Below are 13,488 nucleotides of genomic sequence, written 5' to 3' on the forward strand. Positions count from 1 at the left end.
ATCTGCCGCAATGATGTTTCGCGCTTCCCGCAATCAGGTCTTGGCAGCCGTGCTCTTGAGCGCCGCGCTGTCGAGTGTCCCGGCCCACGCTGCGCTGTTTTCCGATGACGACGCGCGCCAGGCCATCATCGACCTGCGCAAGGAAGCGCGCGACCGATCAGACCAGCAGGCCCAGCAGCTTCAGGATGCCCTGTCGCGCCTCGAAAACAACCAGCGCGCGCAATTGCAGCTCGCCGGTCAGATCGAATCGCAGCAGCAAGAGATCGCCCGTTTGCGCGGGCAGATCGAAATCCTGACGAAGCAGGTTGCCGACACGCAGCAAGCCCAGAAAGACATCTACCTGGACGTCGATACCCGGCTGAAGCGGCTCGAGCCGCAAGCCGCGTCGATCGACGGCCAGCAGGCGATGGTCGATCCGGGTGAAAAACGGTCGTACGACGCTGCGATCGACATGTTCCGAAGCGGCGCCTACGCCGATGCGATCCCCGCGCTGTCCGCCTTCGTGCGCCAGTACCCGCAAAGCCCGTACACGCCCGCCGCCCAGTTCTACATCGGCAGCAGCCAGTACGCGCTCAAGGACTACAAGGCCGCAATCGCGCAGCAGCAGGCGCTGGTCAAGAACTTCCCGACCAACGTGCGGGCCCCCGACGCGTTGCTGGTCATTGCCGGCAGCCAGGTCGAACTGAACGACCGGCGCGGCGCGCGGACCACGCTCGAACGCATCGTGAAGGACTACCCCGGCGTGCCCGCGGCCCAGACGGCCAAGGACAGGCTTGAGTTGCTGAAGTAATTAGGTAGCAGCGCCTGTTTCGATTTGACAGGCGCATCTACCTTTGCCATAATCTATGGCTTCGGGTCGTTAGCTCAGCTGGTAGAGCAGCGGACTTTTAATCCGTTTGTCGTGGGTTCGATCCCCGCACGACCCACCAGTATTTTTGTTATGCGTTGGTCCACGAAAGTGGGGTGATGCAGGCAGGTAAAAAAGCCACCAGCAATGGTGGCTTTTTTGCGTCTGGCACGCTGGTTCGCTCGTATCCGCCCTGCCAAGATGTCGTGGGTCGTTCACCCTCAGCACGAGGACAAATGCGGCATACCCCCGACGCAACATCCCACCGGCCGACGATAGAATGACCTTGATCCAGTCACCTTGCGTGACTGCACGCTTCAAGGACCCGCAATGCGCCTGCGTTTTGCCCCATCCCTACGCCGTCAACGCCAGACCCACCGCCAACGCGCCAACGACGCGCAGGGGACAACAGCGCTTGCGCGAGATGAGATGAACGCCAGGTTGGAGACGATCGACGCGCGCGTCGATGGGCGGATGCGGCGGGGGGAGGATTCCATGTCGTTCATGATCGAGTCCATCCGCGAAATGCGGACGGCACTCCGGAACGTGCAGATGACGATCATCGTGACGGCGATCGGGGCGACGCTGACGATCCTGCTGGGGCTTGCGGCCTTCAATGCCACGCTGCTGTCGAACATGGTCGCCAGTTTCGATTCAGGCAAGGGAATGGCATCGTCGCTGGCCGAGATCTCGGCCAAGATACAGATGACCAATCTTCACCAGGAACGCATCGAGTCGGCACTGCGGCAGCTGCAGCCGGCGCAATAGCGGTGCGCGGCCACATCAGGTGGCGGTCGATCACCACCCGATGTGGCCGGCTGGACCTAGGCGTTGGCTTGAGCTGACACGGTCACCACATTCACAAAGGCAGGCTTGCGCCGGTGCCGATCGATCCAGCGCTTTGCGAGCGCGCGGCCGCCCTCTTCCGCTTCGGGTTCCTTCCTGAACACGGACACGCCCTTGCCCCCGAACCAGGGGTTGCGTTGGGACACGCCCGAGTCACCTTCGGTGATCCAGCAATCGACGGCGTAGCCGGCAGCGCAGCGGTAGACGAGCATGACGTACGAGTCGCCGCCGTAGTGTTCGACGGGGTGTTGTTTCATGGCACTTCCGGTTAAGACACCAAGACCAAGGTACGGACAGGGCGTGCAGGTCACAAGATCGGGTTCGCAACGTGGGGCAACACGCAACGCGCCGGGGCGAGCAAGGTAACAAGTGGCGTCGCAGGGCGATCGATGACGGTGTCGGCAAAGCGACAGAGAAGGCACCCAGCGTACCGGTCTATTCGATCGCGCGCGATACGTCATAGACGCGAATCACGGACGGCAGCGGTGACTAATCGTGAACCATTCGGATACCTCCCTGATGAGGCCTCGCGGGGTAACCCTTGCACATCGGAACGCGCCGGACGCCGCCGCTTCTGGATCCACCCGGTGGCCGCCAGCAACCGACAGCGGGTACAGTGACGCTGACAAGCACTTTCCACCGCTCAAGGAGACTCCATGACCGCATCCCCCGATCTCATCCGTGAACTGGCCCCAACCGGCCGCCTGCGCGCCGCGCTCAACTTCGGCAACATCGTCCTGGCGCAGCGTGACGCGCAAGGCCAGCCTGCCGGCGTGACGGTGGATCTGGCGCGTGAACTGGCGCGCCGCCTCGGCCTCGAAGTCGATTTCCTGTCGTATGAATCGGCGGGCGTGGTCGCGGATCAGGCGCAGGATGGCGTGTGGGACATCGGCTTCATGGCGCGCGATCCCGCACGGGCCACGGGCATCTCGTTCACGGCGCCCTACGTCATCATCGAGGGCAGCTACCTGGTGCCGGCCGATTCGCCGCTGCAGACGATTGCCGATGTGGATGCCAGCGGCGTGCGCGTGGCCGTCGGCAAGGGCGCGGCGTACGACCTGTTCCTGAGCCGGACGCTGAAGCACGCCGAAATCGTGCGTGCGGCGACGTCGGCCGATGCCATCGACCTGTTCGTGGCGGACAAGCTCGAGGCCGTCGCCGGGGTAAAACAGCCGCTGATCAAGTACGCTGCGGCGCACCCGGGCTGGCGTGTGATCGAAGGCCGCTTCACGGCGATCGAGCAGGCCATGGCCGTGCCCAAGGGCCGTCCGGAAGCGTTCGCGTATGTGCATGCGTTTGTCGAAGAGATGAAGGCGTCTGGCTTCGTGGCCGACGGCCTGGCCCGCAGCCAGCAGTTCGACGCCGCCGTCGCGCCACCCGAAGCCATGCCGTGACACACGCTGATGGCACCGGTGGCAACCTGTCAGCACACTGAACATTGCACTGACGGCGTACCGATCGCGTACTGACGGCATACTCCCCATTGCCACCGTACAAAAGCCGGACCCCTCAACAGGCGTCCGGCTTTTTTGCGTCCGCGAAGAACGCCTGCCGCACCATCCGCGACTCGCCCGGCCGCAACAACCTTTACACCTGCCCTCAGACCTTCAGGCGGCTGTAAACCTTTCTGGCGTTGCCTTCGAATATCTTCGCCTTGGCATCGTCGCCAATCTTCGACGCATCGATATACCGCCGCGTGTCGTCGAAATAGAAACCCGTCTCCGGGTCGATGCTGCGCACCGCGCCCACCGTTTCCGACGCGAACAGGATATTTTCGGCCGGAATCACATCCAGCAGCAGGTCGATGCCGGGTTGGTGATACACGCAGGTGTCGAAGTACACGTTGTTGAGCAGCAGTTCCTTCAGGGGTGGCAGGCCCATGTCCAGCGCCAGGCCACGATAGCGGCCCCAGTGATACGGGGCGGCGCCACCGCCGTGCGGGATGATGAACTTGAGTGTCGGAAAGTCCTTGAACAGCTTGGACGTCAGGAACTGCATGAAGGCAGTGGTATCGCCGTTGATGTAGTGCGCGCCGGTCGCATGAAAGTGCGGGTTGCACGACCCGCTCACGTGGATCATGGCGGGCACGTCCAGTTCGACCATCTTTTCGAACAGCGGGTACCACCACTTGTCGAACAGTGGCGGATCGGTCCACATGCCGCCGGTCGGATCCGGGTTCAGGTTGCAGCCGATGAAGCCAAGTTCATTCACGCAACGTTCCAGCTCCGGAATGCAGTTGGCCGGCGCAACGCCCGGGCTTTGCGGCAACTGGCAGACGCCCGCAAAGTTCTCGGGGTAGAGCTGGCACACCCGGTGGATCAAGTCGTTGCACACGGTGGACCATGCTTCGCTGGTCTTGGCGTCGCCCACGTGGTGCCCCATGCCGATCGCGCGCGGCGAAAAGATCGTCAGGTCGGTGCCGCGTTCGCGCTGGATACGCAATTGCTTGCCTTCGACGCTTTCGCGGATCTGGTCGTCCGAAATCACGGGCGCCGGGAAGATGCAGCCGCTGCCGCCACATTCGCAGGCCGCGACTTGCAGGCGCCGGTATTCGTTCAGTTCTTCGGGGGCGGTGGTGTAGTGCCCGTGGCAATCGATGATCATGCGAACTCCTTGTTGTCGTCTGGGGTGGCCGACGCGGGGTCGGCCTGCAATGCGGGGTAAAGCATTTCTGCAGTCTTGCGAAAGACCCAGTCCTGGTCGCCGGCCGATGCCCAGGCCAGGGCCGCTTGCGTGTCCTGCAGCAAGTCTTTGAGCGAGCCCGGGCTGGCCGGAAAATTCGATCCCCACGCGATACGCGGCGCGCCGAACTCGGCGAACACCTGCTTGAAAAAGGACTCGGGGGTGGCCTTGCCTTCCCGGGCCTTTTTCAGGATCACGGGCGTCAGCTTCAGATAGATGTTCGGGTAGGCAGACAGCCCGTACAGCGCCTCGGCCTCGTGGTACGGCGGGCCATCGTCGAGCGGAATATTCAGCAGGTGGTCGATGATGATGGGCAGGTCAGGATATCGATCCAGCAGCACCTTCAGTTGCGGCAGGCCAGCCACGCGCATCTGCACACACACCGGCAGATTCAAGTCCGCGGCGCAATCCCAGGCCGCAAAGCTGGCCGGGTCACCCAGGCCGGGCGCCTGGCCTGTGATGGTGCTGCCGGCCGTGAACAGACGCAGGCCGGTCAGCTTCCGGTCGACCCAATGGCGGATACGTTCCGGGGCATCCGGCGCCATGACATCCACCGAAAACACGCCAGTGAACCGATCCGGGTGCGCCGCCACGGCATCGGCCACATACGCGTTGTCAAAGCCATAGCAGGTCGACGCCTGCACGATCGCGGCCCGGGCCACGCCCGCGTCATCCATGGCGGCAAGCAGTTGCTCGGTGGTGGTGGGGCGCTCCTGCGACCAGGTGGACTGCGTGCCGTGCAAGGGTGCGCGAGGGTAGGTCGCGGTGTCCGTCGTGATGATGTGCGGATGGACGTCGATGACGTGGAGAGTCATGGAAGCGGTCTCTTCATAAAGATGCGGTGGAAAACGGTGCCGGCGGCCGGATCACCGCGCCAGCTCGGGCAGGCGTCCGGGAAATTCGGGGGGCACCTGCATGTCGACCAGGGCAAGCATGGCGGCGGTATTGGCATAGGTCCCCATCAGCACCACCAGCTCCAGCATCTGACGGGTTCCGAAACGTGCATGCAGCTGGGCATAGGTGTCGGCGCTGACCCGATGGGTGCGCCACAACTGCCGTGCCAGATCGATGATCAGGACGTCTTCATCAGGCAGACCATCCAGCGCGCGGCCGTGGCGAATCGCTTCGACCACTTCGGACGGCACGCCGACCCGCAGCGCCTCGGCCTCGTGCGTGGCCCATTCGAACTGGCTGTCCATCTCACGCGCGGTGGCCAGGATCGCGACTTCACGAACGCGCGGCGCAAACCCTGCCGCTTGCCGCAGGTAGATGTTCAAGGCCGCCAGATGGGGGGAGGTCTCGGGGCTATGCAACTGCAGGCCCGCCGGGCCGCGCAGACCGGCCAGCGTGCCCGGTCGGTTGGCGCGGTCCCATGCGGCCTGCCCGGCCTCGCCCAGCGCGTCGCGCGACGGCAGCGGCAGGCGGCAGCCGGAATGGGGATCGATGTCTTGCGGGTGTGGCATGCAGCATCCTGGGGATGGACGTAAAGAACCGCGGGGGAAAAAGGCCCCTGCCCGCGCACGTTGGCGACATCGCGCCTCACTGCAGCGGGATCTCGGCCTGCACGATCACTTTCTTCCATTTGGCAGCGTCGTCGCTGATGCGGGTCGTCATCTGCTCGGGCGTGCTGGCAGAGGCCACGTAGCCCATGCCCTGCAAGGACGCCTGCACGTCGGGGGACGCCACGGCGGCCTGCACGATGGCCGACAGCTTCTGCACGACGGGCGTCGGTGTCGCGGCCGGCACGCTGAAACCGGCCCACGACGACGCATCAAAGCCCGGCACGCCGCCCTCGGCCACCGTCGGGACGTTCGGCAGGCCAGGGAACCGTTTGCTCGCGGTCACGGCCACGGCGCGGATGGCGTTCGATGACAACTGCCCCAGGATCGGCGACAGCACTTCAAAGGCCACCTGCACGTCGTTCGCGCGGACGGCGCTGACCATCTCGCCGGTGGTCTTGTACGGCACACTGACGGCATCGATGCCGGCCATGGACTTGAACATTTCGGCCGCCAGATGCTGCGTGCTGCCGATGCGCGACGTGCCGATATTGAGCTTGCCGGGGTTCCCCTTGGCGAACGCGATCACGTCGGCAACCGATTTGAACGGCGACTGCCCGTCCACGATCAGCCCCAGGTCGAACGACGCGATCGACGACACGTGGCGAAAGTCCCGCGCCAGGTTGTAGGGCAGGTTCTGGAACAGCACCGAACTGATGGCCGTGCCGTTGCCCGTCAACAGCACCGTGTAGCCATCGGGCTTGGCTTTGGCGACCGTGACGGCCGCGGCCGCAGCGCCGGCACCGGGCCGGTTTTCAACGATCACGGATTGCCCGGTGGTGGCCGACATGGCCTGCGCCACGCGGCGGGTCACCAGGTCCCCGGCGCCGCCCGGGCCGAAGGCCACCACCACGGTGATCGGCTTGTTCGGGTAGTCCGGTGCGATCCCCTGCGGTTGAGCCAGCGCGCCGGTCGCCAGGGCTGCGCAGGCGGCCACTGCCAGGCCCCTGCGCCAATGCATGCGGCCATGCGTGGCCGAAGGCATGGCTGGCCCCTGGGCCGGGTTCGCGCCTGGGTTCACATCCCGCGTCGTGGTTCTTGTCATCGTGTCTCCTTTCTTGTCGTCGCCGACCTCCGGCCCCGTCCTGCCGCAAAAGCTGGCGGGTGCCGTATCGACGCCTGTGCATTCTGCCCTCGCAGTTGCCGCCCGACCCATTGAGTATTCCTTCCGAGCCGTTGAAGGAACACTCAACCCACCGCGTGGGACGGCCGTCTCAGGCACCCACTTAACGATTCACTCAACCCCACGGAAGCAATACTCAATTGATCGCGGCCGCAGGCCAGAGGCAACATCCTCTCCGACAACACGCCGGCGTCCATGAACGCCGGCACAAGGAGACATGCCGTGAAACTGTTGCGCTTCCGCGTTCGCCGGACCACTCTCGCCCTCGTCATTTCGACCGTGGCGGCCGCCCACGCCCTGCCCGCCGCGGCGCAGGGCAACACCTATCCCGACAAGCCCATTCGTATGTCCCTGCCCTATGGCGCAGGCGGCATCGGTGACCTGACCGCGCGGGTCGTCACCCAGAAGGTCAGCGAGATCCTCGGGCAACCGATCGTGATCGAGAACCGGCCCGGCGCCGGTGGCGTGCCTTCGTTCCAGGCCGGCATGCAGGCGCCCGCCGATGGCTACACACTCGTCACTGGCGGCAATGGCACGGCCATCACGCAGACGCTGATCAAGGACCTGCCCTACAGCATCATCAATGACTTCACGCAGGTCGCCACCATGTCCAAGTTCGCCCTGGTCGTGGTGGTGCGCGCCGACTCGCCCTACAAGTCGCTGGGCGAACTGGTGGCCTACGGCAAGGCCAATCCCGGCAAGCTGAGCCTGGGCACCGCCAACATGGGGTCGTCGCAGCACCTGGGCGCCGAACTGTTCAAGTCGGTGGCCGGCATCGATGCCCAGGTCATTCCCTACAAGATGAGCCCCGCGCTGCTGACCGGCATCCGGTCGGGCGACATCGACGCCGCATTCGAATTCGTGCCGCCCATGCTGGCATCGATCAAGGGCGGCACCGTCCGCGCGCTGGCGATTGCCGACGACAAGCGCAGCCCGGCCTTGTCGGATGTGCCGACCTCCAAGGAAAGCGGCCTGGATGGCTATGTCGTGACGTCGTGGAACGGTGTGTCCGCCCGCGCCGGCACGCCGCCCGAGATCGTTGAAAAGCTCAACAAGGCGTTCGTCGCGGCGGTGAACTCGCCCGAAGTCGCACAGAAGCTGCGCGACATGAATTCCGAACCCTATGCGCTGACGGCCCCCCAGGCCCGCGAACTGATGGTCTCCGATGTCGCCAAGTGGAAGACCGTCATCCAGCGCGCCAACCTTCCGATCAACTGAACGAGGCTTCTTCATGAGAACAGTCGCTGTACGAAACATCCCGCGCGGTCCGGCAGACGCCATCCAGGCGCTCGGCGTAGCGGGGGTCGCCACCGTGCACGAAGCCATGGGCCGATCGGGCCTGATGGCGCCCTACCTGCGGCCGATCTATGCCGGCGCCAGCATTGCCGGATCCGCTGTCACGGTGCTGGTCGCCCCTGGCGACAACTGGATGCTGCACGTCGCGATCGAACTGTGCCAACCCGGCGACGTATTGGTCGTTGGCGTGATGTGCGAGAACACCGACGGCATGATCGGCGACCTGATCTCGACGGCCCTGCAGGCGCGGGGCGTGCGGGGCGTGGTGATCGATGCCGGCTGCCGCGACGTCAAGACCCTGACCGAGATGGGCTTTCCGGTCTGGTCGCGTGCCATCTCGGCGCGGGGCACGGTCAAGACGGTCGTTGGCAACGTCAACCTTCCGGTCGTGTGCGCCGGTGCGATGGTCAATCCGGGTGACGCGGTGATCGCGGATGACGATGGCGTCGTGGTGGTGCCCCGGCTGGACATCGAACGGATTGCCGGACTGGCTCGCCAACGCACTGACAAAGAAGACCGCTCACGGCCGCGTTATGCCGCGGGTGAACTCTCGCTGGACGTGGCGGGCATGCGCGCGGGGCTGGAAGCCGCGGGCCTGGTCTACGTCGACAGCGCCGACGACCTGTGATGCCTGCCATGCAAGGGCTTCGAAGCGCGCCTTGGCCGGCCGCCGCGGGCCTCCCCTTTTCATTCCATTGAAGACACCGACTCCATGACCTCCTCTCAACCGCTTCCCCTGAAAATCGCCATTGCCACCTACGGTCACACCGCTGCCCTCAAGCAAGGCAAGGTCGAGATCGACGGCGTCCAGCCCGACTTCGTCGAGATCAAACCCATCATCGCGGCCTTCCGCCGCATGGTGCGCGACGTCGAGTTCGACGTGTGCGAAATGGCCCCTGTCACCTACCTGATCGCCCGCGAAGCGGGCGCGAAGTTCAAGGCGCTGCCGGTGTTCATCTTCCGCCGCTTTCATCATGCCGGCCTGGTGTATCGCGACGACGCGGGCATCAAGGAACCGCGCGACCTGGAAGGCAAACGTGCCGGCGTGCGGGCCTATTCCGTCACGACCGGCCTGTGGACTCGCGGCATCCTGATGAACGACTACGGCGTCGACAACAGCACCATCACCTGGGTGGTCGACGATGAAGAACACGTCTCGTCATTGGTGCTGCCCGACAACGTCGAACAGGCACAGGACGGCAAGTCGCTGGTGGACCTCATGGCCAGCGGCTATCTGTCGGCCGCCTTTACCGACAACGCCGGCATCGGCCGCGCCGGCGCGCCCGCCGACGGATGGCAAGCCGGTGGCCGCATCAAGCCGCCCGAATACCGCGAGCTGTTCCCCGACGCCGCCAAGCTCGAAGCCGAGTGGTACGCCAAGACCGGCATCTATCCGGTGCACGGCCTGATCGTGGTGAAGGACGAATTGCTGGCCCAGTACCCGTGGCTGGCCAAGTCCCTGTACGACGCCTTCCTGGAATCCAAAGAGATCTATCTGAAGCAGCTGGCGGCGGGCGAATCGGTGTCGGACAAGGACACCCATTACCGGGCCATGGCCGAGATCGTGGGCGACCCCCTGCCCTACGGCATCAAGGCCAACCGGGCATCCATCGAAGCCATGATGCAGTACTGCTTCCAGCAAGGCCTCCTGAAGAAACAACACGCGGTCGACGACCTGTTCGTTGACGTCGGCAACTAATCAGACATCAAGGAAACACACCATGGCAACGCGCCTGATCGATATCCATCCGCACATCATTTCCCCTGACGAAAAGAAGTATCCGCTTGATCCGCTGGGCGGCGAACGCTCGGGCTGGTCCGCCAAGCGCCCGGCCACCTTCGAACAGTTCGTGGCCGAGATGGACAAGGCCGGCGTCGACAAGGCGGCCATCGTGCATTCGTCGACCACCTATGGCTTCGACAATTCCTATGTGGCCGATTCCGTTGCCACGGACCCCAGCCGCTTTGCCGGCGTCTATTCGATCGACCTGCTGGCCCCCGACGCCGCCGAAAAAATCCGCTACTGGAAGGAACGCGGCCTGTCGGGCCTGCGCATCTTCACCACGGGCAGCACCATGCCCGGCCAAGCGCCGACGCTGGAATCGCCGGATCTGCACGGCGCCTGGAGCCTGGCGGGCGACATGGACTTATCGGTATGCGTGCAGATGACCAAGGCGGCCATTCCGGCGCTCGAAAAGCTGCTGACCGCCTTTCCGGCTACTAACGTCATCATCGACCACATGATGAAGCCGCCGATCGCCGACGGCGCGCCCTACCCCGGCGCCCAGTTCCTGTTCGACCTGGCCCGCTACAACAACGTGCACCTGAAGCTGAGCAGCCGCAACACCGAAGAATCGCAAGCGGGCAAGGCCACGCCCCAGACGTTCTTTGGCAAGGTCGTCTCCACCTTCGGCGCCGACCGCATTGCGTGGGGGTCCAACTTTCCGGCCAGCGAAGGCAGCTTGCTTGACATCGTCAACGACCTGAAGCGCTGCATCGACTTCCTGCCCGCCGCCGACCAGCACTGGATCATGGCCGGCACCGCGCAGAAGCTGTATCCGCAACTGGCCGACTGACCCCCACATTCAAGGAACAACCATGTCCACTGCTGATACCCGCGTGCTGACCCTGAAAACCAACCTTGCCGACTCGCCCGTCGTCGCGGCCATGAAAGACGGCCGCATCACGTCCGACCTGGTGCAACTCGATTTCTGTGGTCCCAAGACCGCCCACGACGGCTTCAAGCCGATGATCCGCAACAACGACTTTGACGCCGGTGAACTGGCCATCGTTACCTACCTGCAGGCCAAGGCCTTCGGCAAGCCCTTCGTGATGCTGCCAGCACCGGTGGTGGGCCGCTTCCAGCACCACTGCATCGGCTTCAACAAGGAATTCGGGCACCTGAACCCGAAAGACATCGAAGGCAAGAAGGTCGGCGTGCGCAGCTATGCGCAAACCACCGGCCTGTGGGTGCGCGGCATCCTGCAGCACGAACACGGCGTCGACCTGGACAAGGTCACCTGGATGACGATCGACGACTCGCACCTGGCCGAATACCAGGACCCGCCCAATTGCCAGCGCCTGCCCAAAGGATCGTCCATTCCGCAGATGATGCTGGACGGCGAACTGGCTGCGGCCATCCTGGGCAACGACATGCCCAAGGACCCCCGCGTGCAGACCCTGATTCCCGAGCCGATCGCCGCCGCCAAGGCCTGGTACGAACGCGAACACGTTGTGCCCATCAACCATGTGTTCGTCGTGCACCAGGACATCTCGCGCAAGCACCCGGAGGTGGTGCGCGACATCTACCGCATGATCAAGGAAAGCCGCGCCCTGGCGCCAGAGTCGGCGCTGGCGACGTTGCCGCCGCTGGGCCTCGAGGCCAACCGCAAGGGGCTCGAGATGGCCATTGACTGGTCGTACGAACAAAAGATCATTCCCCGCAAGTTCTCGGTGGATGAACTGTTCGACGACGTGACGGGGTCGCTGGACTGAACCCCGTCGAGTAGAATCCCCCGGGGCTTCCGGCCCTGCACTCTTTCCCGGGGGAACTTGCATGACGCAAATCGACTGGTACATGCAGCTCAATCTGAAAGCCCGCCATCTGCGGTTGATTACCGCGCTCTACGACCACGGCAATCTGAAGCAGGTCGCCGAGATCTCGCACGTGACCGTGCCCGCGGTATCGAAGGCACTGGCGGAACTGGAAAAGGGACTGGGGCTGGAACTGTTCAGCCGCACTGCGCAAGGCCTGCGGCCCACCGCCTACGGCGAGTGCCTGGTGCGCCATGCACGCACCCTGATGACCGAAATCCACCAGGCCCGCGACGAACTCAAATCGCTTAGCTCCGGCGCCGAAGGCAAGGTCCACGTCGGCGCTTTTCCGGCCGCAACGTCAGTGCTGCTGCCACAAGCCATTGCCCTCCTCAAGCAGCGATCCCCGCGCACCAACGTGCTGGTGACCGAAGGCATCGCCCAGACCCTGCTGCCCGAATTGTGGCAAGGCCGCGTCGATATCGTCGTGGGCCGCCTGCCGGTGCGCAACGCCACAGACGGCTTCGACGAAAAGGAACTGCTCGACGAGCCCGTCAGCCTGATGATCCGCAACCAGCATCCGCTGGCGCGCAAGAAGCGGCTGAAGTGGTCAGATCTGCAACCCTACCCTTGGGTGCTGCCGCCCACCGGCACGATCCTGCGCGCCCCGCTGGAGCGCACGCTGGAACAGCACGGCGTGGCGCTGCCGAACAACTATGTCGAGACGCTGTCGACCAGCCTGGCGCGGGCCTACTTGCTGGTGACCGACGCCATCGCCGTGATGGCGGGCGCGGTGGCGCACGACGCGGCCCAGCCTTTGAAGATCCTGCCGCTGACTTTCCCGCATGTGATGCGGCCCCGCGGGGTGCTGTGGAACAAGAACCGCGGGCTGACCCCCGGCGCGGAACTGATGGTGCAGTGCCTGGAAGAAGCCGCCACGGCGATGAAGCTGCGGCCGGCGACCCCGGTCAGTGATCAGGACACATGACGGGCCGGCGACGTGATACTGCCTGTCGCCCCCAGGTCAACGCGGTGGCGGTGGCGGATCCTGGCGAGCGCGATAGCTTGGAATATCAGGCGCGGCGGCGGCAGGCGGGTGGTCCTCCAACGCCTTGATCAAGGCCTGCATGTCACCAATTTCCTTGACCTGCGCGCGAATGATTCCGTCGGCCAGTTCCCGAACGCGGGGGTCGCGGATATGCGCACGTTCACTGGTCAGAATGGCAATCGAGTGGTGCGGAATCATCGCTTTCATGTAGGCCACGTCGTCTACTGTCTGTTGGCTTCGAACGAGCCATAGACTCCCCGCGAACACCGCGATGCCACCGATAACGATCGCTACGTTCACCGTACGCCGGGCGTACATCGCCCACATGAACCCGATCATCACCACCGCCATCACCGCGCCCATCACCAGCGCCATCCACATTCGCGTCTGGCTGAACTCGATGTGCTCGACGCTAAAAACGTTCAAGTACATCAGGCCATACATGAGCACTGTCGACACAGCAATCATGGCGGCGAATCGCCCGTAGCCCATCGCCATTGACTTCATACCTTGTTCGGTCATCGTCATTCCTTGGGAGGGGTAAAGAGTCCGA

General features: G+C 64.3%; 15 protein-coding genes and 1 tRNA gene. 10 read left to right on the forward strand and 6 right to left on the reverse strand.

Annotation, left to right across the window (positions count from 1 at the left end):
• Nucleotides 1–10 precede the first annotated feature (10 nt).
• The 3 genes from ybgF (at nucleotide 11) to HD883_RS10705 (ending at nucleotide 1,615) form a co-directional block, all read left to right on the forward strand.
• Nucleotides 11–790: a tol-pal system protein YbgF gene (ybgF, locus tag HD883_RS10695; RefSeq protein ID WP_257022133.1), complete on the forward strand. Its 780-nt coding sequence runs from the start codon at nucleotides 11–13 to the stop codon at nucleotides 788–790.
• Between the two features lie 63 nt (nucleotides 791–853).
• Nucleotides 854–929: transfer RNA gene (locus HD883_RS10700), tRNA-Lys, on the forward strand.
• 347 nt (nucleotides 930–1,276) lie between these two features.
• Nucleotides 1,277–1,615, forward strand: coding sequence for a hypothetical protein (locus tag HD883_RS10705; RefSeq protein ID WP_179585703.1), 339 nt, complete (start codon nucleotides 1,277–1,279; stop codon nucleotides 1,613–1,615).
• Nucleotides 1,616–1,671: 56 nt separating this feature from the next.
• On the opposite strand, the gene HD883_RS10710 is transcribed toward HD883_RS10705, so the two are convergent.
• Nucleotides 1,672–1,950 (reverse strand): hypothetical protein, encoded by a 279-nt coding sequence (locus HD883_RS10710; RefSeq protein WP_179585701.1) that lies wholly within the window; start codon nucleotides 1,948–1,950, stop codon nucleotides 1,672–1,674.
• 399 nt (nucleotides 1,951–2,349) lie between these two features.
• Between HD883_RS10710 and HD883_RS10715 the strand changes: the two genes are divergently transcribed.
• Complete coding sequence (locus tag HD883_RS10715; protein ID WP_179585699.1) at nucleotides 2,350–3,087, forward strand: ABC transporter substrate-binding protein; 738 nt, start codon at nucleotides 2,350–2,352, stop codon at nucleotides 3,085–3,087.
• A 205-nt stretch (nucleotides 3,088–3,292) separates the two neighbouring features.
• Here HD883_RS10715 and HD883_RS10720 read toward each other — a convergent pair whose 3' ends face one another.
• The 4 genes from HD883_RS10720 to HD883_RS10735 form a co-directional block, all read right to left on the reverse strand.
• A complete protein-coding gene (locus HD883_RS10720; protein ID WP_179585697.1) occupies nucleotides 3,293–4,297 on the reverse strand; it encodes an amidohydrolase family protein in 1,005 nt (334 codons plus the stop codon).
• Nucleotides 4,294–5,190, reverse strand: a complete 897-nt coding sequence (locus HD883_RS10725; protein WP_179585695.1) for an amidohydrolase family protein — start codon at nucleotides 5,188–5,190, stop codon at nucleotides 4,294–4,296. The genes HD883_RS10720 and HD883_RS10725 overlap by 4 nt, the downstream gene beginning before the upstream one ends.
• A gap of 51 nt (nucleotides 5,191–5,241) precedes the next feature.
• Nucleotides 5,242–5,838 (reverse strand): carboxymuconolactone decarboxylase family protein, encoded by a 597-nt coding sequence (locus HD883_RS10730; protein WP_179585693.1) that lies wholly within the window; start codon nucleotides 5,836–5,838, stop codon nucleotides 5,242–5,244.
• Nucleotides 5,839–5,914: 76 nt separating this feature from the next.
• On the reverse strand, nucleotides 5,915–6,979 hold the full coding sequence (locus HD883_RS10735; RefSeq protein WP_257022134.1) for a tripartite tricarboxylate transporter substrate-binding protein: 1,065 nt from the start codon (nucleotides 6,977–6,979) through the stop codon (nucleotides 5,915–5,917).
• Nucleotides 6,980–7,279: 300 nt separating this feature from the next.
• On the opposite strand from HD883_RS10735, the gene HD883_RS10740 reads away from it, so the two are divergent.
• The 6 genes from HD883_RS10740 to HD883_RS10765 all read left to right on the forward strand — a co-directional run bounded on the left by HD883_RS10740 (nucleotide 7,280) and on the right by HD883_RS10765 (nucleotide 12,875).
• Nucleotides 7,280–8,275 carry a Bug family tripartite tricarboxylate transporter substrate binding protein gene (locus HD883_RS10740; RefSeq protein ID WP_179585691.1) on the forward strand — a complete coding sequence of 332 codons (996 nt, stop codon included), beginning with the start codon at nucleotides 7,280–7,282 and terminating at the stop codon, nucleotides 8,273–8,275.
• Nucleotides 8,276–8,288: 13 nt separating this feature from the next.
• Nucleotides 8,289–8,981, forward strand: coding sequence for a 4-carboxy-4-hydroxy-2-oxoadipate aldolase/oxaloacetate decarboxylase (locus tag HD883_RS10745; protein WP_179585689.1), 693 nt, complete (start codon nucleotides 8,289–8,291; stop codon nucleotides 8,979–8,981).
• Between the two features lie 84 nt (nucleotides 8,982–9,065).
• A complete protein-coding gene (locus tag HD883_RS10750; protein WP_179585687.1) occupies nucleotides 9,066–10,052 on the forward strand; it encodes an ABC transporter substrate-binding protein in 987 nt (328 codons plus the stop codon).
• A 22-nt stretch (nucleotides 10,053–10,074) separates the two neighbouring features.
• Nucleotides 10,075–10,929, forward strand: a complete 855-nt coding sequence (locus HD883_RS10755; RefSeq protein ID WP_179585685.1) for an amidohydrolase family protein — start codon at nucleotides 10,075–10,077, stop codon at nucleotides 10,927–10,929.
• A gap of 22 nt (nucleotides 10,930–10,951) precedes the next feature.
• On the forward strand, nucleotides 10,952–11,848 hold the full coding sequence (locus tag HD883_RS10760) for a phosphate ABC transporter substrate-binding protein (protein WP_179585683.1): 897 nt from the start codon (nucleotides 10,952–10,954) through the stop codon (nucleotides 11,846–11,848).
• Nucleotides 11,849–11,909: 61 nt separating this feature from the next.
• Nucleotides 11,910–12,875 (forward strand): LysR substrate-binding domain-containing protein, encoded by a 966-nt coding sequence (locus tag HD883_RS10765; RefSeq protein ID WP_179585681.1) that lies wholly within the window; start codon nucleotides 11,910–11,912, stop codon nucleotides 12,873–12,875.
• A gap of 36 nt (nucleotides 12,876–12,911) precedes the next feature.
• Here the strand turns inward: HD883_RS10765 and HD883_RS10770 are convergent, their stop codons facing one another.
• Nucleotides 12,912–13,457: a DUF305 domain-containing protein gene (locus tag HD883_RS10770; RefSeq protein WP_257022135.1), complete on the reverse strand. Its 546-nt coding sequence runs from the start codon at nucleotides 13,455–13,457 to the stop codon at nucleotides 12,912–12,914.
• Between the last annotated feature and the right edge of the window lie 31 nt (nucleotides 13,458–13,488).

Source organism: Pigmentiphaga litoralis, from assembly GCF_013408655.1.
Taxonomy (GTDB): Bacteria; Pseudomonadota; Gammaproteobacteria; order Burkholderiales; family Burkholderiaceae_B; genus Pigmentiphaga; species Pigmentiphaga litoralis_A.